12 protein-coding genes, 2 tRNA genes and 10 pseudogenes are annotated in these 24488 nt (G+C 71.7%); 3 read left to right on the top strand and 21 right to left on the bottom strand.

Annotation, left to right across the window (positions count from 1 at the left end):
• Positions 1-71: 71 nt before the first annotated feature.
• The 4 genes from DEJ15_RS09385 to DEJ15_RS09370 form a co-directional block, all read right to left on the bottom strand.
• Positions 72-1067, bottom strand: a complete 996-nt coding sequence (locus tag DEJ15_RS09385; RefSeq protein ID WP_284174860.1) for an AI-2E family transporter — start codon at positions 1065-1067, stop codon at positions 72-74.
• Positions 1068-1207: 140 nt separating this feature from the next.
• Positions 1208-1282 (bottom strand) — tRNA-Ile (locus tag DEJ15_RS09380).
• The gene (locus DEJ15_RS09375; protein WP_284174859.1) at positions 1273-2436 is read right to left on the bottom strand and encodes a glycosyltransferase; all 1164 of its coding nucleotides are present in this window, start codon (positions 2434-2436) and stop codon (positions 1273-1275) included. The genes DEJ15_RS09380 and DEJ15_RS09375 overlap by 10 nt, the downstream gene beginning before the upstream one ends.
• Before the next feature lie 193 nt (positions 2437-2629).
• On the bottom strand, positions 2630-3595 hold the full coding sequence (locus DEJ15_RS09370; protein ID WP_284174858.1) for a hypothetical protein: 966 nt from the start codon (positions 3593-3595) through the stop codon (positions 2630-2632).
• Positions 3596-3634: 39 nt separating this feature from the next.
• Here DEJ15_RS09370 and def point away from each other — a divergent pair.
• Positions 3635-4213 (top strand): annotated as a pseudogene (def, locus tag DEJ15_RS09365) (peptide deformylase).
• Between the two features lie 36 nt (positions 4214-4249).
• Here the strand turns inward: def and DEJ15_RS09360 are convergent.
• From DEJ15_RS09360 to dusB, 12 genes and pseudogenes are all read right to left on the bottom strand, one after another.
• Positions 4250-4762, bottom strand: a complete 513-nt coding sequence (locus tag DEJ15_RS09360) for a hypothetical protein (RefSeq protein ID WP_110825336.1) — start codon at positions 4760-4762, stop codon at positions 4250-4252.
• Between the two features lie 161 nt (positions 4763-4923).
• Positions 4924-4996, bottom strand: a tRNA-Asn gene (locus DEJ15_RS09355).
• A gap of 128 nt (positions 4997-5124) precedes the next feature.
• A complete protein-coding gene (locus tag DEJ15_RS09350; protein WP_284174857.1) occupies positions 5125-5886 on the bottom strand; it encodes an NAD(P)-dependent oxidoreductase in 762 nt (253 codons plus the stop codon).
• Positions 5887-6129: 243 nt separating this feature from the next.
• Entirely contained in the window at positions 6130-6792 is a 663-nt protein-coding gene (locus DEJ15_RS09345; protein WP_284174855.1) for an ATP-binding cassette domain-containing protein, read from the bottom strand.
• A 67-nt stretch (positions 6793-6859) separates the two neighbouring features.
• Positions 6860-7006 (bottom strand): annotated as a pseudogene (locus DEJ15_RS19515) (peptide ABC transporter ATP-binding protein); the annotation flags it as partial.
• A gap of 138 nt (positions 7007-7144) precedes the next feature.
• Positions 7145-8853, bottom strand: a pseudogene (locus tag DEJ15_RS09340) (ABC transporter ATP-binding protein).
• Entirely contained in the window at positions 8850-9848 is a 999-nt protein-coding gene (locus DEJ15_RS09335) for an ABC transporter permease (protein WP_110825333.1), read from the bottom strand. Before DEJ15_RS09335 ends, DEJ15_RS09340 begins: the two are co-directional and overlap by 4 nt.
• Before the next feature lie 2 nt (positions 9849-9850).
• The gene (locus DEJ15_RS09330) at positions 9851-10945 is read right to left on the bottom strand and encodes an ABC transporter permease (protein ID WP_110825332.1); all 1095 of its coding nucleotides are present in this window, start codon (positions 10943-10945) and stop codon (positions 9851-9853) included.
• A gap of 72 nt (positions 10946-11017) precedes the next feature.
• Positions 11018-12637: an ABC transporter substrate-binding protein gene (locus tag DEJ15_RS09325; RefSeq protein WP_110825331.1), complete on the bottom strand. Its 1620-nt coding sequence runs from the start codon at positions 12635-12637 to the stop codon at positions 11018-11020.
• Positions 12638-12893: 256 nt separating this feature from the next.
• A pseudogene (dnaG, locus tag DEJ15_RS09320) lies at positions 12894-14877 on the bottom strand (DNA primase).
• Between the two features lie 90 nt (positions 14878-14967).
• Positions 14968-16249: pseudogene (locus tag DEJ15_RS09315) on the bottom strand (deoxyguanosinetriphosphate triphosphohydrolase).
• Positions 16246-17398: pseudogene (dusB, locus tag DEJ15_RS09310) on the bottom strand (tRNA dihydrouridine synthase DusB). The pseudogenes DEJ15_RS09315 and dusB overlap by 4 nt, the downstream one beginning before the upstream one ends.
• Before the next feature lie 47 nt (positions 17399-17445).
• Here dusB and DEJ15_RS09305 point away from each other — a divergent pair.
• Positions 17446-17934, top strand: coding sequence for an aminoacyl-tRNA deacylase (locus tag DEJ15_RS09305; RefSeq protein WP_110825327.1), 489 nt, complete (start codon positions 17446-17448; stop codon positions 17932-17934).
• A 315-nt stretch (positions 17935-18249) separates the two neighbouring features.
• Here the strand turns inward: DEJ15_RS09305 and DEJ15_RS09300 are convergent.
• From DEJ15_RS09300 to DEJ15_RS09290, 3 genes and pseudogenes are all read right to left on the bottom strand, one after another.
• Positions 18250-18891, bottom strand: a pseudogene (locus DEJ15_RS09300) (DsbA family oxidoreductase); the annotation flags it as partial.
• A 162-nt stretch (positions 18892-19053) separates the two neighbouring features.
• Positions 19054-20442, bottom strand: a pseudogene (locus DEJ15_RS09295) (glycine--tRNA ligase).
• Between the two features lie 57 nt (positions 20443-20499).
• Positions 20500-21630 (bottom strand): aminotransferase class V-fold PLP-dependent enzyme, encoded by a 1131-nt coding sequence (locus DEJ15_RS09290; RefSeq protein WP_284174854.1) that lies wholly within the window; start codon positions 21628-21630, stop codon positions 20500-20502.
• Between the two features lie 71 nt (positions 21631-21701).
• Between DEJ15_RS09290 and DEJ15_RS09285 the strand changes: the two genes are divergently transcribed.
• Positions 21702-22640, top strand: a complete 939-nt coding sequence (locus DEJ15_RS09285) for a LysR family transcriptional regulator (RefSeq protein WP_110825323.1) — start codon at positions 21702-21704, stop codon at positions 22638-22640.
• A 40-nt stretch (positions 22641-22680) separates the two neighbouring features.
• Here DEJ15_RS09285 and DEJ15_RS09280 read toward each other — a convergent pair.
• Positions 22681-23482: pseudogene (locus DEJ15_RS09280) on the bottom strand (isoprenyl transferase).
• Positions 23483-23631: 149 nt separating this feature from the next.
• Positions 23632-24355 (bottom strand): annotated as a pseudogene (recO, locus tag DEJ15_RS09275) (DNA repair protein RecO); the annotation flags it as partial.
• Positions 24356-24488: the final 133 nt, after the last annotated feature.

The following is a 24488-nucleotide window of genomic DNA, read 5'->3' as shown; positions in this document are numbered from 1 at the left end:
GACAAGCTCATCATGCCAGCTGCCGACCGGGAACGGCAAGCACCCGGACGAAGACCGTGGAGCCCGATCCCCTACGCCAGTTCCTGACGCGGGTAGATGACCTTCTGCACGATGATGATCACCGACGCTGCTGCCGGCACGGCCACGAGCGCGCCGAGCACCCCGCCCACCGTCGCTCCGGCGACCGCGGCGATGACCACGAGGGCCCCGGGGACCTGCACGGCCCGCGACATGATGCGCGGCGAGATGATGTACGCCTCGACCTGCATGTACACGAGGTAGTAGATCGCCGCAGCCAGTGCCGTCGCCGGCGAGGCGAACAGGCAGAGCAACGAGATGAGCACCGCGGCGCCGATCGTGCCGACGAGCGGGATGAGCGACCCGAGGAACGCGAACGTCGCCAGCAGCACGGGCAGGGGCGCTCCGATGATGAGCAACCAGATGATGCTCAGCACACCGTTGATGCCGGCCTGGGTGATCTGGCCGACGACGTAGCGGCCCACCGACGACGTGACCTCCTCGCTCACCGCGACGAAGTTCTCCCGACGGGACGCCGGCACGAACCGGTACGCCATCGTCTTCAGGCCGCGCATCGACGCCAGGAAGTACAGCATCAGGATGATGACGATGAGGGCACCGGTCAGGCCGGAGAGGATGCCACTGCCGACGGCGAGGATCCCGCCGCCGAGGGAGAGCAGGTTGCCGGGGTTCTCGACGAACTTCTGCGCGGACTCCAGTGCGTGGTCGACGTCGAACGACCCCTCGAACTGTCGCGAGAGGTCCTGCACCCAGCCCTGTCGTGAGATGTCGTCCACGATCTCGGGGAAGTTCTGGACGAGGTTCGTGGCCTGTTCCACCAGCAGCGGCACGATCGCGAAGACGACCCCGACGAACGCGCCGAGCACCGCGACGACGACGACGAGGATCGCCGACCACCGCGGGATGTACCGCTCGAGCAGGGTCACGAGTGGGTCGAGGCCGAGCGCGATGAACAGCGCGACGCCGATGTAGACGAGGACGGTGCTCAGCTCGTGGATGAGCGTGCCGGCCAACAGTGCGACGAGCACACCGATCGCCCCCCATGAACCCGATGCGGAAGGCGTTGACGCGCACACCGGTGCCGGCCCGGCTCACCTCGAACATCACGTTCGGGGTGGGCGCGTGACTCGTGTCTTCGGGAGGGCGCTTCTTGGACGGCAGGTGCACGTAGGGCGGGCGGGACTTGAACCCGCGAATCGTTCGGTTATGAGCCGACTGCCTTGACCAGCTTGGCTACCGCCCCTCGGGGCCAGCGGCCACCGGCTCCCCACGATACAGCGCCTCGAACGTGGAGAGGGTGCGGTTGATGTCGTGTGCCTCGATCATCGTCAGGCTGCGTGCGCGCATGCGGGCGTACTCGTCGTCGGGCGCGGTGAGCACCGCGGCGAGCTTCGCGGCGAGGTCGTGCTCGTCGCCCGGCGCGAACAGGGCGCCATTGCCGTCGACGAGGTGCGGGAGCGCCATCGCGTGCGCCGCGACGACGGGCAGCCCGGAGGCCATCGCCTCGAGCGAGGAGATGCTCTGCAGCTCGGCCGTCGACGGCATCACGAACACGGTGCCCTCGGTCAGGGTGCGGAGCTTGACCTCGTCGGGGACGAACCCGAGGAAGCGCACCCGGTCCTCGACACCGAGCTCCTGCGCGAGCGCGGTGAGCTTCGGGATCATGTCGCCGTCGCCGACGATCGTGAAACGGGCGTCGAGCGCGGCGGGCAGGAGCGGCAGCGCACGGATGACGACGTCGAGGTTCTTCTCGGGCGCGACCCGGCCGACGAACACGATGTCGTTGCCGGCGGGCCGTCCGGTCGCCGGCGTGTACCGGGTGGCGTCGATCCCGCACGAGATGGCGAGCACCGGCTGCCCGGCGATCGCGTCGCGCAGGTAGTCGGCGGCGAGCTCGGTGGGCGTCGTGATCGCCTCGGCGAGCCGGTAGGTCTTCGCCGCGTCCCGCCAGGCGATCTTGAGCGCGATGGGCGTCGTCCGCTTGCCGAAGGGCGTGTACTCGAGCAGGTTCTCGGGCATGAAGTGGTTCGTGCCGATGATCCGGATGCCCCGGTCGTGTGCCTCGCGGGCGACGCCGCGGCCGACCACGATGTGGGACTGGATGTGCACGACGTCGGGCTGCAGTGCGTCGATGACCGGGGCCGTGTGCTTGCGGACCGTCCACGGCCACGCGAACCGGTACCAGGCGTGTGCCGGCCAGCGGTACGAGGCCAGCCGGTGGACGGTCAGCGTGACGCCGCGGTACTCCTCGTCGAAGGAGCCGTGGTGCGTCCGGTTCCAGGACGGGGCGATGACGTGCACCTCGTGCCCGCGCTGCGCGAGCCCGACCGCGAGTTCCTCGGTGAAGGTCGCCGCACCGTTCACGTCGGGCGCGAAGGTGTCGGCGGCGATGAGCACCCGCAGCGGCCGTCGCCCCCCCCGGTGGCGGCCGTGGTGTCGGTCGTCTCGGTCCTGGCGTCTGCTGACACGGCGGGGGGTCGTCCTCTCGTCGCGGTCACCGGCGCGCGTCCTGACGGACGGCCGGTCTGGTCGGTTCGGAACGCTACCGCACCCCTCTGGCCGCCCGCCTCCGCCGCGCGGCTGACCCGGGTCATCCCCCCGGGGTCGCGCCGGACGGGAGGCACGCCTCCCGTCCGCCCGTCAGCGGCGGGTGTCGGGGTGGTGCTTCGCGAGCAGGAACACGCCCGTGATCGCGATCGCCCCGGCGACGAGGAAGCCGATGCCGGCGCCGACCGGCGCCCCGGCGGCCTCGTCGAGGACGATCACGCCGATGCCGACGGCGACGATGGGGTCGACGACCGTGAGGCCGGCGATGACCAGGTCGGCCGAACCGCTGGAGTACGCGTTCTGCACGAAGTACGCTCCGACAGCCGAGGCGACGACGACCCCCCACGATCGCGAACACCGTCACCCAGTCGAACGTGCCGTTCACGATGCGGTTCAGCGTGACCTTGGCGAGCGTCGCGACGAAGCCGTACAGGACCCCGGCGCCGATGATGTAGTACAGCGCGTTCCGCCGCTTGGCCACGAGCCGGAACGACACCACGACGAGCCCCAGCACGACCGCCAGGACCACGAGGACGGTGATGAGCTGCCCGCGCCCGATCGGGCTCTCCCGGCCGTACAGCGCGGCGATGAGCACGAACAGGCCGACGCCGCCGATGCACGTCCACACCGCCCGACGTGCCCGGGTGCCGAGCGGGACGCCGCTGCTGCGGGACGAGAACCACGTCGTCACCACCAGGGCGACCGCACCGAGGGGCTGGACGACGATGAGCGGCGCGTAGGTGATGCTGACGAGCTGCAGCACGATGGCGGCACCGAGCATGAGCGTGCCGAGCACCCAGTTGCCGCTGCCGAGCAGGGCCAGGACGTGTCGGACGGACAGGCCCTTCGACTGCTGCCCCAGCCGGGCCTCGACGCGCTGGACGCCGCGGCTCTGGAACTGCGCACCGAGCGACAGGAACACCGCACCGACCAGTGCCACGGGGATCATCAGGGCCTGGAACGGGGTCAGGTTCTGCACCACGTCGGGGATCGGCAGGTCCGGTGTCACGGGTCGAGGCTATCCGACCCGCGCGGATACCCTGGGAGCATGCCCGTCCTGCCGATCCGGATCACCGGTGACCCCGTCCTGCACACCCCCCGCGACCGAGGTGACCGTCTTCGACGATGCCCTCCGCGCACTCGTGGCCGACATGGTCGAGACGATGGACCTCGCTCCCGGTGTCGGCCTCGCCGGTCCTCAGGTCGGTGTCGGCAAGCGGCTGTTCGTCTACTCGTGGACGGACGACGACGGCGTGCTGTGGCGGGGTGTCGCGGTCAACCCGGTGCTGTGGACGACTCCCCCCGCTGCCGGAGTCGGTGGAGGAGCTCGACGAGGACGAGGAGTCCGAGGGGTGCCTGTCGATCCCCGGGGGAGCGCTTCCCGCTGCGCCGGTCGGAGGGCGCCCTCCTCCGCGCGGTCGACGAGTACGGCGAACCCTTCGAGATCGAGGCGCACGGGTGGCTCGCCCGGGTGTTCCAACACGAGTACGACCACCTGGACGGCCTGCTGTACGCGGACCGGCTGGTGCACCCGTACGCGAAGCAGGCGCAGAAGGCCGTGCGGAAGAACAGCTGGGGCGGTCCGGGGAAGTCGTGGCTGCCGGGTCGGGACCACCCCGAGGGCTGAACGCTCCACCGGCACACCGCGTCCGGCAGCCGGGCGTCAGCCCCGGTACGTGTCCAGGGCGTCCCGGAGCCGGCCGATCTCGGGGTGCCCCGGGCAGTAGCGCTCGAGCCCGGCCGCCAGGTGCGCCTGCGACCGGCTCGTCACGGCACCCGTCCACGGCGCCGTCCCGCTGACGGCGCACGCTGCCGCGAGCTGTTCGAGCGTCGCGTCGCCCTCCGTGGCGGCCAGGGCGGACCGCTGCTGCTCCGACGGCTCGGTGCCCGTGATCGGTGCCGCCGTGCACGAGGTCCTGCCGTCCTCCCAGACGGCCGCGGCGGTCGTGTAGGTCTCGGTCTCCGGTCCGTCGCCGACGGCGCAGGTGAAGGCGAACACGATCGGTGCCGACCCGCTCGGGCCGGACGTCGCGGAACTCGCGGACGACGTCGGTTCCTCCGCGACCGCGCGGTCTGTCAGGTCGTCGGCCGAGGAGCACCCGGTGAGCGCCGTCACGGCGAGCCCGAGCGCCAGCACGGCGACGGTGGTCGCGGAGCGGCGGGGACGACGGGGCACCTGTGGACGTTAACAGCATCGGGCGGACGATCGGCTGAGGATGCGCACCACGGCGCCCGGGAACCGCAGGCCCGCGCCGTGCGGCACACGAGTCGGGCCAGGACGGGCGAGCCGGGCCGGAACGCAAGAGGCCCCCCACCCCGGAGGGTGAGGGCCTGTCGCTCCCCGAGTTGGACTCGAACCAACAACCTGCCGGTTAACAGCCGGCTGCTCTGCCAATTGAGCTATCGAGGATCACTGTGTCCTCCGCTGGAGAGCGGTTGAACAGCGGGTAACAGCATAGCAGCAAACGTCCAGCGTCCCGCGCATCGGTCGCGCATCCCGGGCGTGCCGCACGGGAAGCCCTGGTCTGGGGCGGATCGTCAGTACCCCGCGGCCGGGTCGACCACGCCGATGAAGCCGGTGCCGTCGGCGCGGAGGAACGCCGCCACGTTGGTGCCGACCCGCTCCGCCAGCAGCGGCGCGACCATGTCCGGGGTGTCCGCCTGGTGCGGCGTGACGAGGGCGCCCGGCTCGCTCCACAGCGGGTGCCCGTCGGGCAGCGGCTCCGGGTCGGTGACGTCGAGTCCGGCGGCGGCGATGCTCCCGGACCGCAGGGCGTCCACGAGTGCGTCGGTGTCGACCAGCCCGCCACGGGCGATGTTCACCAGTCGGGCGTGGTCGGGCATGAGCGCGAACTGGTGCGCGCCGAGCAGGCCGGACGTCCCCGCCGTCATCGCGGCGGCGACCACGACGACGTCGGCGTCCGGCAGCACGTCGTCGAGCTGGTCGGTCGTGACGGTGCGGTCGGCGCCGGGGACGTCGTCGGCGGAACGGCGGACGACGGTGACCCGGACGTCGAAGGGCGCGACGAGGCGCAGGTACTCGAGCGCGATCCCTCCGGCGCCGATGAGGACGACGTGCCGGCCGTAGAGCGACAGGCCCTCCGGTTCGCGGCCCCAGGTCGTCGTGCGGGCGCGCTTCTGCAGCACCCGCAGGGTCGCGAGCGTCAACGCGAGGGCGTGCTCGGCGACCGGCTCGGCGTAGGCGCCCTTGGCCGAGGTGAAGAGCACGCGGTCGCCGTGCTCCGCGATGAGGTGGGCGAACGCGTCCACGCCGGCGAACGGCAGCTGCACCCACGTCACCCCCCGGGGCGGTCGTCAGCGCCTGCTGCAGGCCGTCGGGGTCGCTCGCGTCGAGCCAGACGATGCCCCGCGTGTCACCGCCGAGGTCGGCGAGCGTCCCGCCCGCCTGCCGCACGGCGTCCTCGTGCAGATCGGTGGGCGTCGGCAGGACCGTCACGGCACCCGGGGTGGGCGGCCCGACCGGCAGGGGACGCCCGCCGTCGGTGACGACCGCCCGGTGTCCGCGTTGCTGGTGCTGTTCGCTCATGCTTGTCGTACCCCTCCTCGGCCGGCCGCGACCGGCTTGCGCTTCACCGGGCGCGACGCCGTCGCGGCGAGCGTCCGGACGTACGGGTCGAGCGGGTTGTCGAGCACCTCGTCGAAGGTCCCGAGCCCGACGAGCCGGCCCTCGTTCATGACGGCCACCCGGTCCGCGAGTGCCCGGGCCTCGCGCAGGTCGCTCGACACCACGATCGCCGAGAACGCGCGCTTCCGCTGCAGGCCGACCAGGGCCTCGAGCACGGACTGGCGGACGAGGACGTCGACACCGCGCGCGGGTTCGTCGGCGACGAGCAGCTGCGGTTCGAGCACGAGCGCACGGGCCAGCGCCACGCGCTGCCGCTGGCCGCTGGAGAGCTCCCACGTGTTCAACCGCAGGACCCCGAGCGGCAGGTGCACGGCGTCGACGAGCCGCGCCACGATGAGCCCGGCCTCCTTCCGGTCGAACCGGCGGTCGCGCGCGTAGATCGGTTCGGCGATGGCCTCGCCGACGAGCAGGTCGGGGCGGAGGCGGTCGGCGCCGTCCTGCGGCAGGTAGCCGATCTGTCCGGTCAGCCGTGCGTGGCGTCGCGAGGACGGCCGGATCCGGCGCATCCGCTCGCCGAGGACGGTGAGCTCCCCCGCCGATGACCCGACGCCGGTGCGCACCCTCGCCCTCGCCGTTCGTGCCGAGCTGACCCGCGACCGCCGCCGCGAAGGTCGACTTGCCGGAACCGGACGCACCGAGGACCGCGAGCACCTCACCCCAGCCGAGTGACAGGCTCACGCCATCGACGGCGCGGATCGGGCTGGTGACCGCACCGCCCCGGTACTCGATGCTGACGTCGTCCGCGACGACGGCCGGCCCGTTCTCCCCGGTCATGCAACCCCTTCTCGTGCCGCGCGCACCCTGCTGCGGCACCGTGTCGGGAGGCCCGGCCGCACCGCCGACGCGACGTGCGTCGCGGACGGGGGCCGGGCCTCCAGGCTGGTCGTGCTGCCGTCGGTCCTGACCGAGCGGTCAGGCTCCGGCCTGCTCCAGTCGCTCCAGCGTACGCCGTCGCTCGGCCTGCTCCTCCGGGTCCGGCACCGGCAGCGAGGCCAGCAGCCGCTGCGTGTAGGGGTGCTGCGGCGCGCCGAGGACCTGCGCGGTGGTGCCGGTCTCGACCAGGTCGCCGCGGTACAGCACCGCGATCCGGTCGGACAGCGCGCCGACGACGGCGAGGTCGTGGCTGATGAACAGCGACGCGAAGCCGAAGTCCTGCTGCAACTCGAGGAACAGTTCCAGCACGCGGGCCTGCACCGACACGTCGAGCGCACTGGTGGGCTCGTCGGCGATGAGCAGCTTCGGCCGGAGCGCGAGCGACCGGGCGAGCGACGCACGCTGCCGCTGTCCGCCGGAGAGCTCGTGCGGGTACCGGTCGCCGTACGCCGCGGGCAGCTGCACGGCCTCCATGAGCTCGTCGACCTGCTTGCGGGCCGCGCGCGGCGACGAGGCCACTCCGTGCACGACGAGCGGCTCGGCGACGGCCTCGGCGATCGTCAGCAGCGGGTTGAAGGACGTCGCCGGGTCCTGGAAGACGAACCCGATGTCCTTCCGCAGCCGCTTGAAGTCGCGCTCCTTGTACCCGAGCATCTCGGTCCCGAGCACCTCGAGCGAGCCGCCGGTGATCTTCGTCAGACCGGCGATCGCGCGGCCGATGGTGGTCTTGCCCGATCCGGACTCCCCCCACCAGACCGAGCACCTCGCCGGGACGGATCGACAGGTCGACGCCCTTGACGGCACGGAACGGCGCGGCGCCGAGCCGGCCCGGGTAGACGATCTCCAGGCCCTTCGCGGACACGACGGGCTCCACGTCCTCGGTGATCGCCGCACGCCGGGCGACGCCGGTCGACGCCTCGAGCCGGGGCACCGCGGCGAGCAGGCGCTTCGTGTAGTCGGCCTGGGGCGCCGCGAAGAGCTGGTGCACCGGCGCCTCCTCGACGATCTCGCCCTGGTACATGACGGCGACCCGGTCGGCCAGGTCGGCCACGACCCCCCATGTTGTGCGTGATGACGACGATCGCCGCACCGAACTCGTCACGGCACCGGCGGAGCAGGTCGAGGATCTCGGCCTGCACGGTGACGTCGAGCGCGGTGGTCGGCTCGTCGGCGATGATGACGCTCGGCTCGAGGGCCAGCGCGCTCGCGATGACGACGCGCTGCTTCTGTCCGCCGGAGAACTGGTGCGGGTAGTGGTCGACGCGGGTCTCCGGGTCGGGGATGCCGACGCGGCCGAGGTAGTCGATCGCCTTGGCGCGCGCCTCCTTCTTCGACATCCCGCCGTGCGCCCGGAGGCCCTCGGCGATCTGCCAGCCGACCGTGAAGACCGGGTTGAGGGCCGTGGAGGGCTCCTGGAACACCATCGCGCCGGCCGTGCCCCGCAGGTCGCGGAGCTTCTGCGCGCCCACCGACACGACGTCGGTGCCGTCGAGCAGCACCGCGCCGCCGAGCGTCGCGGTCTCCGGCATGAGCCGGAGCATGCTCCGCGCCGTCACGGACTTGCCGGAGCCCGACTCGCCGACCAGGGCGAGCACCTCACCCGGGCGGACGTCGAGGCTGACGCCCTTCACCGCGTCGACGGCGCCGCCGTCGGTCGCGAAGGTGACGGTCAGGTCGTCGACGACGACCACCGGGTCGGCTGCCGTCCGGCCGGTGTCGGACCGGAGGCCCGAGGGGACGTCGCTCACGAGCCCGCTCCTTCCGTCGTGGCCGCCGCGCGACGCGTGGAGACCAGCTGCTTCAGCCGACGACGCGCACGGAGACGCGGGTCGGAGATGTCGTTGAGGCTCTCACCGATGAACGTGACACCGAGGACGAGCAGCACGATGGCGACACCCGGGAAGACGCCCGTCCACCAGACGCCGCTGGCGACGTCGGACAGTGCACGGCTGAGGTCGTAGCCCCACTCCGCACCCTGCGTCGGTCCGATGCCGAACCCGAGGAAGCCGAGGCCGGCCAGGGTCAGCACGGCGTCGCTCGCGTTGAGGGTGAGGATGAGCGGCAGCGACCGGGTGGAGTTCCGGAGCACGTGCCGGGTCATGATGCGCCACGGGTTCGTGCCGATCACGCGCGCCGACTCGACGAACGCGTCGTTCTTCAGACGGACGGCCTCGGCACGCACCACGCGGAAGTACTGCGGGATGTAGACGACCGTGATCGAGATCGCCGCGGCGATGATGCCGCCCCAGTAGGTCGACCGGCCGCCGGAGACGACGATCGAGACGACGATCGCGAGCAGCAGCGACGGGAACGCGTAGATCGCGTCCGCGACGACCACGAGGATCCGGTCGAGCCAGCCACCGATGTAACCGGAGACCATGCCGAGCAGGACGCCGATGGTGATCGAGACGATCACGGCGACGATGACGACGAGCACCGCGGTGCGCGTGCCGAAGAGGACGCGGCTGAAGACGTCGAGCCCGCCGACGGTCGTGCCCCAGATGTGCTCGGCACTCGGCGCCGCCGTGCGCGGGAAGTTCACGCCGTCCGCGCCCTGCTGCTGGCCGAAGCCGTACGGGGCGATGAGCGGGGCGAAGAGCGCGACGAGCAGGAACAGCGCGCAGATGACGACGCCGACGATGAGCATGGCGCGCTGCCATCCGGTGCTCCGACGGAGCTGGACGACGACGGGGAGCCGCTTCCACAGCGGCTCGTGGCGGTCGACGAGGGTGATGTCGGACATCGTCAGAACCTCACTCTCGGGTCGATGAGCGCCGCGATGACGTCGACGACGAAGTTCGTGACGGCGACGATCACCGCCAGCATCGCGACGATGCCCTGCACGGCGACGAAGTCACGGGCGGACAGGTACTGGTTGAGCTCGAAGCCCAGGCCACGCCAGCCGAAGGTCGTCTCGGTGAGCACCGAGCCGCCGAGCAGCATGGCGATCTGCAGGCCCATCACGGTGATGATCGGCACGAGTGCCGGTCGGAACGCGTGCGTCCGGACCAGGCGGGACTCCCGGACACCGCGCGACCGGGCCGCGTCGACGTACTCGGACCCGAGCGACCCGATCATGTTCGCGCGTACCAGGCGCAGGAAGATGCCCGCGGTGAGCAGGCCGAGGGTCAGCGCCGGCAGGACGGCGTGCTGCAGCACGTCGCTGATGATCTGACCGTTGCCCGTCCGCAGGGCGTCGATGATGTAGATGCCGGTCGGGTTCTCGATCCGGTCGAGGATGAGCTGCGCGCGGGTAGACGCGCGGTCGCCGAGGGGCAGCCAGCCGAGCCACACGGAGAACACGAGCTTGAGCAGCAGGCCGCCGAAGAACACCGGCGTCGCGTAGGTCAGGATCGCGAGCGCGCGGAGGAGCACGTCGGGCCACTTGTCGCGCAGGTAGGCGGCGAGCATGCCGAGCGGGATGCCGAGCACGAGGGCGACGATGAGCGCGTAGAAGACGAGCTCGGCGGTCGCGCCGCCGTACTGCAGGATGATCTCGGTGACCGGCCGGTTGTCGGTCGACGTCGTGCCGAAGTCGCCGCGGACGATCTGGCCGAGGTACTCGAGGTACTGGACGATCACCGGTCGGTCGTAGCCGGCGGCGTGCAGGCGTTCCTGCAGCTGGGTCGGCGTGAGGCGACCACCGACGGAGGCGGTGATCGGGTTCCCGACGACGCGCATCAGGAAGAAGACGAGCGTCACCAGGATGAAGACCGTCGGGAAGATCAGGAGGAAGCGGACGAGGACGTACCGACCGAGTCCGCCGCCGCCACTGGCACGTCGCTGTGCCTGTGGCTTCGTCGGCTCCGTGTCGATCGCCTCGGGGTTCGTGAGGGTCACGGGGTGGGTGCCTTTCGCATGACGCGACCGGGGGGTGCCCCTCGTGGGAGCACCCCCCGGTCGTCCGTCTGGTTACTTGGTGATGGTCCCGTAGCGGAACTTGAACGACGCGTCGAGCGTGACGCCCTTGACGTCCTTGCCGGCCACGGCGACCGACTTGCCCTGCAGGAGCGGGAGGGTCGAGATCTGCTCGGCCTCACGCTGCTGGGCCTTCTCGATGATCGCGGCGCGCTTGTCCGCGTCCGACTCCTCCTGCTCGTCGGCGATCAGACCCTGGATGGTCGGGTCGTCGTAGTGGTTCTGCACGAAGTTGTCCTTCGTGAAGAACGGCGACAGGTAGTTGTCGGCGTCGGAGAAGTCCGGGAACCAGCCGAGCTGGTACAGCGGGTAGGCGTCCTTCGTGCGCTCGACGGCGTAGGTCGTGTAGACCGTCGACTGGATGTTGACGGTGAACAGACCCGAGTCCTCGAGCTGCGTCTTGAGCGTCGCGTACTCGTCGTCCGAAGCCGAGCCGTAGTGGTCCGGCGAGTACTGGATGTCGAGCTCGACCTTGCCCGTGACGCCCGCGTCGGCGAGGGTCTTCTTCGCCTTGTCGACGTCCGGGGCACCGTTGCCGTCGCCGTAGAGCGACTTGAACGGCGTCGCGGCACCCGTCAGGCCGTCCGGCACCATCGAGTAGACCGGCGTGTAGGTGTCGTTGTAGACCTCCTTGGCGAGCTCGTCACGGTCGACGACGTCCGCCACGGCCTGACGCACGGCGAGGGCCTTGGCCTCGTCGGCGTCGTCCTGGCCGGTCCCGAAGGGCTGGGTCTTGAAGTTGAAGACCACGTAGCGGATCTCGCCGCCGGGGCCGTCGATCACCTGCAGCGCGTCGTCCTTGCGGAGCGACGAGATGTCGGTCGGGGTCAGAGAGCGGTACGCCACGTCGACGTCGCCCTGCTGGACGGCGAGCTTGAGGTCGGTCTCCTTGGTGAAGTACTGGGCGGTGACGTCCTTGGTCTTCGCCTTGTCGAGGACACCGTCGTACTTCGGGTTCGCCTTGTAGGCGATGAGGTCGTTCTCCTTGTAGGAGGTGATCGTGTACTGGCCGGCGAAGGCCTTGCCCTTGACGATGTCCTCGGCGCTGGTGAGCTCGGTCGCCGAGAAGACGTCCTCGTCGACGATCGGACCGGCGGGGCTCGAGAGCACCTGGGGCCAGGTCTGGTCGGCGTGGTCGAGGTGGAACACGACCGTGGTGTCGTCCGGGGTCTCGATGCTCTTGAGGTTCGCGAGCAGCGACCACGGGCCGTTGTCGTTCTTGATCTTCAGGTCACGCTCGAACGAGAACTTGACGTCGCTCGAGGTGAGGTCGTTGCCGTTCGCGAACTGGAGGCCCTTCTTCAGGGTCACCTCGTACGTGGTCGGGTCGGTGAACTCGGCCTTCGTGGCGATGTCCGGCTCGACGTCCGGGCTGCCCGTCGGGGTGTTCATGAGGAACGGGAAGACCTGGTTCTGCACGGCGAACGAGCCGTTGTCGTACGAGCCGGCCGGGTCGAGCGACGTGATCTTGTCGGTCGTGCCGATGATCAGGCCGTCCAGGTCGCCGGTGCCGCCGCTGGTGCCGCCTGCGCAGCCGGTGAGCACGAGCGCGGTCACTGCCGCGCCGGCGCCCAGCGCGAGGGTGCGCTTGCCCCATGTGGGAACGGATGCCATGTCCGATTGCCTCTCTGGTGTGGTTGCAGGAGTCCTGGGACCGAGGTGGAACGGGCTGTGACCGGTCGCAGGGACGTTCAATGGTCACACCCTGCCAGACAACGGAGCGCTCCGGGAACGGATTGTTTACACCGCTGTAACGCACGATCGCAGCTTCGAGGGCAGCATCGGAGTCGGTGTGCCCGGCGCGGCGCGCATCTTCGTTGCGCTCGGGACGCCTTGTTGCGTCCGGCAATTCCGCAGTACTCCGCGGGAGTCAGGACCTGGCGACGGACCGCGACGACCGGTCGGGAGGGCCCGGCCTCAGGCTCCGGGGGGTGTCCGCGCGGAGGCGCATCCGCTGGGCGTCGAGGTCGACGAGTTGCCGCTGCACATCCGCCCGACGCTCCTGGTCGGACGGGTCGGTGCGCTGCAGCTGTCCGAGCAGCGACGCCTTGCGGGCGAGCAGGTCGCGCTCGACCAGGGCCACCACGATGCCGCGGCAGTAGATCGCCAGGTCCTCGTCAGAGCGCGCCGGGATCGGCGCCAGGGCGAGTTCCTGCACGAGCGAGCGGAACGGCGCCGGCACGTCCGCGAGCAGCTTGTCGAGCCAGGACCGGTCCCCCCACGGCATCGATGTTGGCGACGACAGCGTCGCGGACGACCGAGAGCATCCGTGCCGAGAACGTGGCGGACGCCGCCAGGCCGAGCAGCGGCACACCGACGGACTGCGGCTGCTGCACCATCGCCATCACCGCGTCGCGCTCCATCCGCGCGATCGGGTCGTCCGGCAGGGACCGGAGGCTCGCCTGCGGCTCCTCGGGCACGCTCGGTCCGGCGCCGTGACCGGGGTGGCCGTTCCCCGAGCCGGTGTGACCGGCGCCGGACGGACCTGGCGACCGGGTCTCCGCGCCGCTGTCGGCCGGGCGTCGCCGCGCCGCAGAGACGGCGCGACGGACGTCGTCGATGTCCATACCGAGCCAGCCGGCGGTGTTCCGGATGTACCCGTCGGCCAGCGCGCGGTCCCGGATCTCGGAGATGACCGGCGCCGATTCACGGAGTCCCGCGACGCGCCCCTCCACCGTGTCGAGGTCGTGGCCGTCCAGCCGACGGCGGATCATGAACTCGAACATCGGTCGACGGTTCTCGACGAGCCGGCGGACGGCGTCGTCGCCGCGGGCCAGGCGCAGGTCGCAGGGGTCGAGCCCGCCCGGCGCGACCGCGACGTAGGTCTGTGACGCGAACCGCTGCTCCTCGGTGAAGGCACGGGAGGCGGCGCGCTGCCCGGCCTCGTCCGGGTCGAAGGTGAAGACGATCTGCCCGAGCTGGGAGACGTGCTGTGCGGCGGAGTCGCCGAGCATCGGTCGGAGGACCTTGATGTGGTCGACCCCGAACGACGTCCCGCAGGTGGCCACCGCGGTCGTGATCCCGGCGAGGTGGCACGCCATGACGTCCGTGTAGCCCTCGACGATGACGACCTGCTTGCCCTTCGCGATCTCCTTGCGGGCGAGGTCGATCCCGTAGAGCACCTGGCTCTTGTGGTAGATCGGCGTCTCCGGCGTGTTGAGGTACTTCGGCCCCTTGTCGTCCTCGAGCAGCCGTCGTGCGCCGAAGCCGATGGTGGCCCCGGTGACGTCCCGGATCGGCCACATCAGGCGTCCGCGGAACCGGTCGTACGGGGACCGGTCACCCTGGCTGACCAGTCCGGCGGCGACGATCTCGTCGATGCTGAACCGGAGGCCGCGCAGGTGGTCCTTGAGCGCGTCGAACGACTTCGGTGCGAAGCCGACGCCGAAGTGCTGCGCCGCCGCCGGGTCGAAGCCGCGCTCGCCCAGGAACCGGCGGGCCGGCTCGGCCGCGGCCGTCGTGAGCTGCGCGGTGAAGAACGCCTGCGCGGCCTCGTTCGCGGCGATGAGCCGGGCGCGCGCGTTGTAGTCGGTCCGCGGCCCGTCGCCCTCCTCGTAGTGGAGTGTGAAACCGATCTTGGCGGCCATCCGCTCGACGGCTTCCTGGAACGTCGTGTGGTCCTGCGACATCAGGAAGCTGAAGACGTCGCCGTCCTCACCGCACCCGAAGCAGTGGTAGCGACCGACCTGCGGGCGGACGTGGAACGAGGGCGTCCGCTCGTCGTGGAAGGGGCAGAGGCCCTTCAGTGACCCGACGCCCGCCGACTTCAGCGTGACGTAGTCGCCGACCACGTCGGCGATGTTCACGCGCGCGCGGACCTCGTCGATGTCGTTCCGCGCGATCAGGCCTGCCACCCGACGATTCTAGTTCGGCGGGCCGACGCCGGCGGACCGTGTGCACCCGCGTCGGGACACCGGTCCGCGCGGGCAACGGACCCGCTCCGGTCAGACGGCGATGGAGACCGTCTCGCGCTCCCCGACCACCAGCCGCTTGTGCCAGGCGAGCGCCCCCCTGGTCGGTGAGGCTCGCCACCTGGTCCACCACGGTCCGGAGCCGTCCGGCGTCGTCCCCGGCGGCCCGCCAGTCGGCGGCGAACCCGGGCTCGAGTGCGGAGTCCTCTCGCGCGGCGATCGCGTCGAGCAGTTCGGTCAACACGCGCCGCTGGTCCTCGTACACGGGCTGCCGGTCGCCGTGCGTCATCACGAAGGCCGCGACGATGCCCTTGAGCACCGCGATCTCGCCGATGATCTCCGGCGGCGTGACGACGCTCGCGGCGAACCGGACGAGCGAGCCGGAGGCGTAGGACTCCCGAGTCGCCGTGGTCGCGGTCCGGGCGAAGCGGCCGATGAGCTGACTCGTCAGGTTCTTCAGGCGTGCCTGGTCCTGCCGCGAGCCGTCGTACGAGGTCATCCACAGCGACATCCCGCGCAGGCGGTCGAACGCCTCGAGCAGTTCGTCGCGGCTCAGGTCGTCGCCGACCCAGGCGTGCATGGCGGTGACGATGTCGTTCTCACCGACGCGGTCGCCGAGCGCAGCGACGTCGATGAAGCCCGCGACGACGGCGTCCTCGAAGTCGTGCACCGAGTACGCGATGTCGTCGGACAGGTCCATCACCTGGGCCTCGATGCACCGCTGTCGTCGCGGTGCGCCGGCGCGGAGCCAGGCGAAGGCCTCGTGGTCGTCGTCGTAGAAGCCGAACTTGGTCCGTCCCGACGACGCCTCGCCGACGCCCTGCGACGCCGGCCAGGGGTACTTGCAGCTGGCGTCGAGGGAGGCCCGGGTCAGGTTGAGCCCGTAGGCCCGGCCGTCGTCGCCGTAGACCTTCGGCTCGAGCCGCGTGAGCAACCGCAGCGTCTGCGCGTTGCCCTCGAACCCGCCGATGCCGGCGGCCCAGGCGTTGACCGCGGTCTCGCCGTTGTGGCCGAACGGCGGGTGCCCGATGTCGTGCGCGAGGCACGCCGTGTCGACGACGTCCGGGTCGAGGCCCAGGCTGTCGGCGAGCTCGCGCCCGACCTGCGCCACCTCGAGCGAGTGCGTCAGGCGGTTCCGGGCGAAGTCGAGCCCGGTGGTCGGGCTGAGGACCTGCGTCTTCGCGGCGAGGCGGCGCAGCGCGCTGGAGTGCAGCAGGCGGGCGCGGTCACGCGCGAAGTCGCTCCGCCGGCTGCTGTGCTGCTCGGGGAACCACCGGTCGGCGTCGGCCGGACCGTACGACGAGGTGGCGCTCATCCGCCGCTGTGGTGCATCTCGGCGGCGGCGAGGACCTTGCGGAACTCCGCGTCCACATCACGGCTCTCGAGCCACCGGTCGGGCAGTGCGGTGCGCTTGGCGTGGCCGGCACGGCCCCGCGGACCCTCGACGTCGGCGCCCGGGTAGGGGGGCGCTCCAGTCGAGCTTGCCGAGCAGGTCGTCGATCTCCTGCAGGCTCGACGCCATCGCGAGACCGGAACGGACCTCTCCGCCGATCGGGTACCCCTTGAAGTACCACGCCACGTGCTTCCGGATGTCCCGGCAGCCGTGCTCCTCGGACTCGAAGAACTCGACGAGCAGCTCGGCGTGCCGACGGAAGGCGACCGCGACGTCACCGAGGCTCGGTGCCGCGCGGACGTCCTCGCCCCGGAACGCCGCGGCGAGGTCGCCGAACAGCCACGGTCGGCCGAGGCAGCCGCGTCCGACGACGACGCCGTCGCAACCGGTTTCGTCGACCATCCGGAGGGCGTCGGCCGCGGACCAGATGTCCCCGTTGCCGAGCACCGGGATGTCGGTGATCGTCTCCTTGAGGGTCGCGATCGCCGACCAATCGGCCTGGCCCGAGTAGTGCTCGTTGGCGGTACGAGCGTGCAGGGCGACGCTCGCGACACCGGCGTCCCGCGCGATCTTCGCCGCGTCGAGGTAGGTGAGGTGGTCACCGTCGATGCCCTTGCGCATCTTCACGGTGACCGGCACGTCGCCCGCGGCCGCGACGGTCTTCGTCACGAGGTCCCGGAACAGGTCGAGCTTCCAGGGCAGGGCCGCACCGCCGCCCTTGCGCGTGACCTTCGGCACCGGGCACCCGAAGTTGAGGTCGATGTGGTCCGCGCGGTCCTCGCCGACCAGGATCGTGGCGGCCTCGGCGACGGTGTTCGGTTCGACGCCGTACAGCTGGATCGACCGCGGGGTCTCGGACTCGTGGTGCCGGATCAGCCGCATCGACTCGGGCGTCCGCTCCACCAGGGCACGGGAGGTGATCATCTCGCACACGTACAGCCCGGCGCCGTACTCGCGGCAGAGGCGGCGGTACGCCATGTTCGTGATGCCGGCCATCGGGGCGAGCACGACGGGCGCATCGACCTGGATCGGGCCGATGCGCAGGGGTGCTGCTGCTTGTGTGATCGTCATACCTCGCCCATTCTCCCACGTCGGCTGCCGCCGGTAGCGTTCTCCACATGACCGATCCCGATGCCGTCTCCCGCTTCGACGCCGACGCTGCCGCCCGGGGCCTCGACGTCCAGGTCGTCGAGCGTCCCGCGGCCGATTCGCTCGAGGGCGCCGCCGCCCTGCTCGGCATCGACCCCGGCGACATCGTGAAGACCCTCGTGGTGAAGCGGCACGACGGCGGCTTCCTGCTCGCCCTCGTCCCCGGCGGCCGGAGCATCGCCTGGAAGAAGCTCCGCACCGTCGTCGGCGTGAACAAGCTGTCGATGCCCGACGCGGCCACGGCCCTCCAGGCCAGCGGCTACGAGCGCGGCACCATCACCCCGATCGGCGCGACCGGCGACCTGCCGGTGTACGCCGACGAGCGGGTGCTCGGCCGACGGATCGCACTGGGAGCGGGTCGCCAGGGCGCGAGCGCGTTCGTCGACGGCGACGCACTCGTCGCCGCCTACGGCGCGACGATCGCGGACATCACCGACGAGGAGCCCGCCCGCCCCTGACGGAGCCCGCGTCAGTCCGGGACCTCGGACCAGTCCCCCCTCGGCTCCCGGCACGAAGCACGAGTCGCCCTCGCAGACGGGGGCGCCGCCGGCCGTGACCAACGTCAGGAGGGCGGGTCGTCCCTCTCCCCACGAGCTCGGCCGCCCCGCCGCTTCGCGACGCGTCGGTACCGGCTCGCGTGGGCCCAGGCCGGCCGGGAGGCCCGACCCGGCACCCAGCGGGCCCGTCGCGCCCGTCATCGGGTCACCTCGGCGTCCGCTGCCGCGTCGTCCTCGGCGCGCTGGGCGGCCTCGGCCATCTCGGCGGGGGGTCGACTCCCGGAGGGCGACCACCTGGCGGAGGACCTGCTCGAACGCCGCCGGGTCCTGGGCACCCGAGACGCCGTACTTGCCGTCGATGACGAAGAACGGGACACCGTTGATGCCGTACGCCTGGGCCTGCGCCTGGTCGGCACGGACCGCGGCGAGCTGGGCGTCGTCGCGGAGGGTGGCGAGCACCTCGTCACGGTCGAGTCCGACCTCGGCGGCCAGGTCGGCGAGCGATTCGTCCTGCCCGACGTGTTCGCCGCGCTCGAAGTAGGCGGTGAAGAGCCGCTCGACCATCTCGAGCTGCTTGCCGTGCTGCTTGGCCACGTGGATGACCTGGTGCGCCTTGACGGTGTTCGTGTGCCGTAGGGCGTCGTAGTCGTAGTGCAGGTCGACCTGGGCGGCGATGCCGGCGACCTGGTCGATCATCTGCTGCGCCTGCTGCACCGGCAGGCCCTTGTGCTGCGAGAGGAACTCGGCCTCGGTGCCCTCGAAGTCGACGGGGGTGTCCGGGCTCAGTTCGAAGGAGTGGTACTCGACCTCGACCGGCCCACCGAACGCGGAGACGCCCGCCTCGAACTTGCGCTTGCCGATGTAGCACCAGGGGCAGGCGATGTCCGACCAGACATCGACCTTCACAGTGTCGCTCATGCTCACCCCAACGCCAGCCGGCGTTCCCCATTCCCGCCCCGCCGGCGTCGTTCGGCACCGCACAACCAGGACCGCCCCGAACCGACGGATCCCGTGGTTCGAGGCGGTCTTGGTCGTGCGAGTCCGATCGGCGCCGGCCGACGGAACGGCACCGGCCGCGTGCTACGCGCCGAGCAGCCGCTCCCCCCAGGTACCCCTGCAGGCGATCGAGGCCGACGCGCTCCTGGCCCATCGTGTCGCGCTCGCGCACCGTCACGGCCTTGTCCTCGAGCGTGTCGAAGTCGACCGTGATGCAGAACGGCGTGCCGATCTCGTCGTGGCGGCGGTAGCGGCGGCCGATCGCACCGGCGTCGTCGAAGTCGACGTTCCAGTTCTTGCGGAGGTCGTCCGCCAGGCCGCGGGCGACCGGCGAGAGCTGCTCGTTGCGGGACAGCGGGAGCACCGCGGCCTTGACGGGTGCCAGGCGCGGGTCGAGGCGCAGGACCGTGCGCTTGTCGACGCCGCCCTTCGCGTTCGGGGCCTCGTCCTCGGAGTACGAGTCGAGCAGGAACGCCATGAGGGCACGGGTCAAGCCGAAGGACGGCTCGATGACGTACGGGACGTACTTCTCGTTCGCGGCCTGGTCGAAGTAGCGGAGGTCCTGGCCCGACGCCTCGATGTGGTTCTTCAGGTCGAAGTCGGTGCGGTTCGCGACGCCCATGAGCTCGCCCCACTCGGTGCCGGCGAACCCGAAGCGGTACTCGATGTCGGCGGTGGCGTCGGAGTAGTGCGCCCGCTCACCGTCCGGCACGTCGAACCGGCGGAGGTTCTCCGGGTCGATGCCGAGGTCGGTGTAGAACGCGACGGCGTCCGCGATCCACTGCTCGTAGTGCTCCTCGGCCGAGGCCGGCGGCACGAAGTACTCGATCTCCATCTGCTCGAACTCGCGGGTGCGGAAGATGAAGTTGCCCGGCGTGATCTCGTTGCGGAACGCCTTGCCGACCTGGCCGATGCCGAACGGGGGCTTCATGCGGCTGGTCGTGACGACCTGCGCGAAGTCGACGAAGATGCCCTGCGCGGTCTCGGGACGGAGGAAGTTCAGGCCCTCCTCGGACTCGACCGGGCCGAGGTACGTCTTGAGCATGCCGGAGAACTCACGGGGCTCGGTCCACTCGCCGCGGGTGCCGCAGTTCGGGCACGCGACCTCGGCCATGCCGCCCTCGGGAGCGCGGCCCTTCTTCGCCTCGAACGCCTCGAGCAGGTGGTCCTCGCGGAAGCGGTGGTGGCAGTGCAGGCACTCGACGAGCGGGTCGGTGAACGTCGCGACGTGCCCGGAGGCCTCCCACACCTTGCGGGGCAGGATGACGGCGGAGTCGAGGCCGACCATGTCGCCGCGGCCGCGGACGAACCGCTGCCACCACTGGCGCTTGATGTTCTCCTTGAGCTCCACGCCGAGGGGGGCCGTAGTCCCACGCGGAGCGGGATCCGCCGTAGATCTCCCCCCGACTGGAAGACGAAGCCACGGCGCTTGGCCAGGGCGATGACGCTGTCGAGACGGGAGGGCTGTGCCACGGAGAGCTCCTGTGTTCGCCGAGCTGGGTGCTCGGTGTGCGGGCGGACCCGGCAATGCTAGCGGCCCGGGAGGCCCGCCCAGGCTCCTCCTCGGCTCGTCACGGTTCCGACGCGGCCGGCTCCTCCCCCCGCCAGCGCCGCGACCACGGCGGACACGTCGTCCTCGTCGTTCCAGTGGTGGAACGCGATGCGGAGGCGGCCGGCCCGACCCGAGGCGGTGAGCCCCGCAGCGGTCACCGCCCGGAGTGCCGTCCCGTCGGCGTCCGGGAACGTGACGATCGCCTGCCCCTCGGCACCGCCGCCGGCCGCAGCACCGACACCGCGCCCCTGCCGCGGCGACCCGAGCGCGTCGCAGAGCCGGTCCGCCAGAGCGGTGGCGTGCCTCCAGGTCGAGCGCTGGTCGAGGGCCACGGCGTGCCGGAGCGCCGCCACCGCGCCGGGCCACGCCGGCCAGGCCGGGGAGACGTCGAACCGGCGTGCGTCGTCGGCCAGGCGCATGGCGGGGCCGTAGCAGGACGACCACACGTCCTCGCCCGCGTACCACCCGGCCTGCACGGGGCGCAGCCGACCGAGTGCCTCGTCCGAGAGCGTCATGAACGCGACGCCGCGCGGGGCGCACAACCACTTGTAGGCGTGCGTGAGCGTCACGTCGAAGGGCGCGGCGGAGACCGGCAGCACCCCGGCCGCCTGCGTCAGGTCGCAGAGCGTGAGCGCACCCACCCGGCGGGCCGCGGCGACGACCGGGTCCGGGTCGGTAACGACGCCGCTCGCCGACTGCACGGCGGACCAGACGACGAGCGCGGTGTCCGGTCCGACGGACGCCGCGAGTCGGTCGAGCGGGACGCTGCGCACGCGGACGCCGCGGTGGGCCTGCGCCAGGAAGGGGAACACGACCGAGCTGAAGTCACCGTCGGGGACGACGACCTCGGCGCCGTCGGGCAGGGCGTCGGCGACGACGGCCGCCATCACGGACGTCTGGGAGCCGGTCGCGACCTGCGCCGCCGGGACGCCGACGAGGGACGCGAACAGGGCGCGCCCCTCCTCCACGAGGGCGCCGTAGCGGGCCGGGGAGGTCTCGGCGCGCGACCACGCGTCGAGGTCGGCGCGCTGGGCGGCGAGGGTGCCGAGCGACGGGAGGCCTGCGGTGCACGCCGCGAGGTAGCCGCGGCCGTCGGGGAACGAGTCCATGTCCGACAGGGTCCTCCCGACCGACCCATCACGCCAGACCATCCTGCTTGTGCCACCGGTAACATGACGTGATGGACGAGATCGATCCGCAGCTGCTCCGGGTCCTCCGCGCCGTCGCGGACCACGGTTCGATCACGCGTGCGGCGACCTCCCTGGGCTCGAGCCAACCCGCCGTCAGCCAGCTGCTGACCCGCGCGGAGCAGCGGCTCGGGCACGCGCTCGTCCTCCGCGGCGGCCGCGGTGCCACGCTCACACACGCCGGGCAGGTGCTCGCCGACCACGCCCTGCACGTGCAGGCGGCGCTGACCGCCGCGCGCGAGGACCTGGACGCCGTCGGCGGCCTCACCCGCGGCCGGGTGCGGCTGGCCGGGTTCCCGAGCGCCTCCTCGGGCCTCGTGCCCACGGTGCTCGCGCGGCTGGCGGTGACGGCGCCGGGCGTGCGGACCTCGTACGTCGAGGTCGAACCGCCCGAGGCGCTCGACCTGGTCCGCAGTGGCGAGGTCGACGTCGCCCTCACGTTCACCTACGTCGGGGACGAGGTCGGCGCCGTCCCCGACCCCGGGCTCGTCACCCGGGCGCTCGGACGCGACCCGCTCGCGCTGGTGACGCCGGTCGACGCGGGTCGGCCGGGAGGCCCGGACACCGACCGCACCGCCGCCGCCGTCGTCGACCTCGCGGCGCATCGGGACGACCGGTGGATCGGCGGCTGCCCGCGCTGCCGTGGCCACCTGCTCGCCTCGTGCGCCACGGCGGGGTTCACGCCGGACATCGTCCTCGAGACCGACAACGCGGCCGCGGTGGTGGGGCTCGTCGCCGCCGGGCTCGGGGTGGCGCTGCTCCCCCGGCTGGCGCTCGCGACGACGGTCATCCCCGCCGGTGTCGCGATCGACCCCGTGGACGACGACCTGGCCCGACGCGTCGAGGTCGTCGTCGCCCGCGGCGCCGAGCGCGTGCCGAGCGTGCGGGCCGCGCTCGACGCCGTGCGGTCGGCGGCACACCTCCTCGCTTGACCGGGCGGCCACACGCACCGGCCTCGGCTGCGCGGGCGGCCTAGGCCGTCGGGGTGTCCACCGCGCCGCCGTACCGACGGTCGCGGCGGGCGTACTCCTCGATCGCGCCCCACAGGTCGGAGCGACGGAAGTCGGGCCACAGCCGGTCGAGGAACACCATCTCGGCGTAGGCCGACTGCCAGAGCAGGAAGTTGCTCGTCCGCTGCTCCCCCCGAGCTCCGGAGGAAGAGGTCCACGTCGGGCAGCTCGGGGACGTACAGCCGCTTCGCCAGGGTCTTCTCGGTCACCTGGCTCGGCTTGAGGCGTCCGGCGGCGACGTCGTCCGCGATCGAGCGCACGGCGTCGGCGATCTCGTTGCGTCCGCCGTAGTTGACGCACATCGTGAGCGTGAGGACGTCGTTGCCCGCGGTCAGCTCCTCGGCGGTCTGCAGCTCGTCGATGACGCTCCGCCACAGCCTCGGCGTGCGACCCGCCCACCGGACGCGGACGCCCCACTCGTGCAGCTGGTCGCGCCGACGGCGGATGACGTCCCGGTTGAAGCCCATGAGGAACCGGACCTCCTCCGGTGAGCGCTTCCAGTTCTCGGTCGAGAACGCGTACGCCGACACGTGCGTGACGCCGATCTGGATCGCGCCGGCCACCACGTCGAGCAGCGAGGCCTCGCCGGCCTTGTGTCCCTCGATGCGGGTGAGTCCGCGCTGGTTCGCCCACCGGCCGTTGCCGTCCATGACGATCGCGACGTGCTCGGGGACGAAGCGCCCCGGGATGGCGGGCGGCTGCTCGCCCGTCCAGTCGACCGGCAGGAAGGACTCCGGCTCGGCAGCGGGACGGCGAGGGCTCATGCGCGGGTTCCTTCGGGTTCGGGCGGTGCGGGTACGGCGCCGGCGGCGTCGGGGTCCGCCGGGTCGGGCGTCGGCACCGGCGGCGCCGGCACCGCTGCCACCGCCGCCGGCACCCCGCCCGGGTGCGGGGCCAGGGGCGACGGGTGCTCGGTGCGGTCGACGTGCGGCAACGACCGGAGCGATCGTTCCAGGTGCCACTGCGCGTACGCCGCGACCACGCCGGAGGCCCGGGATCTCGTCCGCTCGTCCGTCGCGTCGACGGTCCCCCCAGTCACCGGCGAGCAGCGACCCGAGGACGTCGAGCGTCGCGGGGTCCAGGCGCGGTGTGCCGGGAGGCGCGGCCGAGTCCGCCACGACCCCGCCGAGCTGCACGACGAACGCCGAGTGCGGCCCGGGCTCCCCGGTGACGGCGCAGTCGCTGAACGACGGCGCCCACCCCGCGATGCTCATCGCGCGGAGCAGGTACGAGTCGAGGGTCGCGCTCGGCTGGTGTTCCCCGCGCGACAGCGACCGCAGGGCACCGACGAGCAGCAGGTACTGCTGGAGCCCGGCGTCCGCCTCGCTCAGTCGGTCGGCGGTCTCGACCATCGCACTCGCCGCCGTGTACGCGCCGTAGTCGGCGACGATGCGGGCCCCGTACGCGCCCAGGGACTCGGCCTGCGTGACGATGTCGAGCGACCGGCCCTCGTAGAACTGGGCGTCGACGACCATGAACGGTTCGAGCCGCGAGCCGAACTTCGACGCGGTGCGCCGGACGCCCTTCGCGACGGCCCGGATCTTGCCGTGCTGCCGGCTGAGCATGGTGACGATGCGGTCGGCCTCACCGAGCTTGTGGGTGCGCAACACGACGCACTCGTCCCGGTACAGCGGCATGACCCCAGTATCCCCCCGCCCGACCGACACGACCTGCCCGCTGGTCGCCGCGGTCGCACGACCCGCCGCGCGCAGATCGCCGAGGTCGCAGGACGTGCCGGCCCGGCACGCTCCGAGCGGCAGGTCGTGCGAC

Origin of the sequence: Curtobacterium sp. MCJR17_043 (genome assembly GCF_003224315.2) — a bacterium.
Lineage (GTDB): Bacteria > Actinomycetota > Actinomycetes > Actinomycetales > Microbacteriaceae > Curtobacterium.
This window is presented reverse-complemented; position numbering and strand designations above follow the sequence as displayed.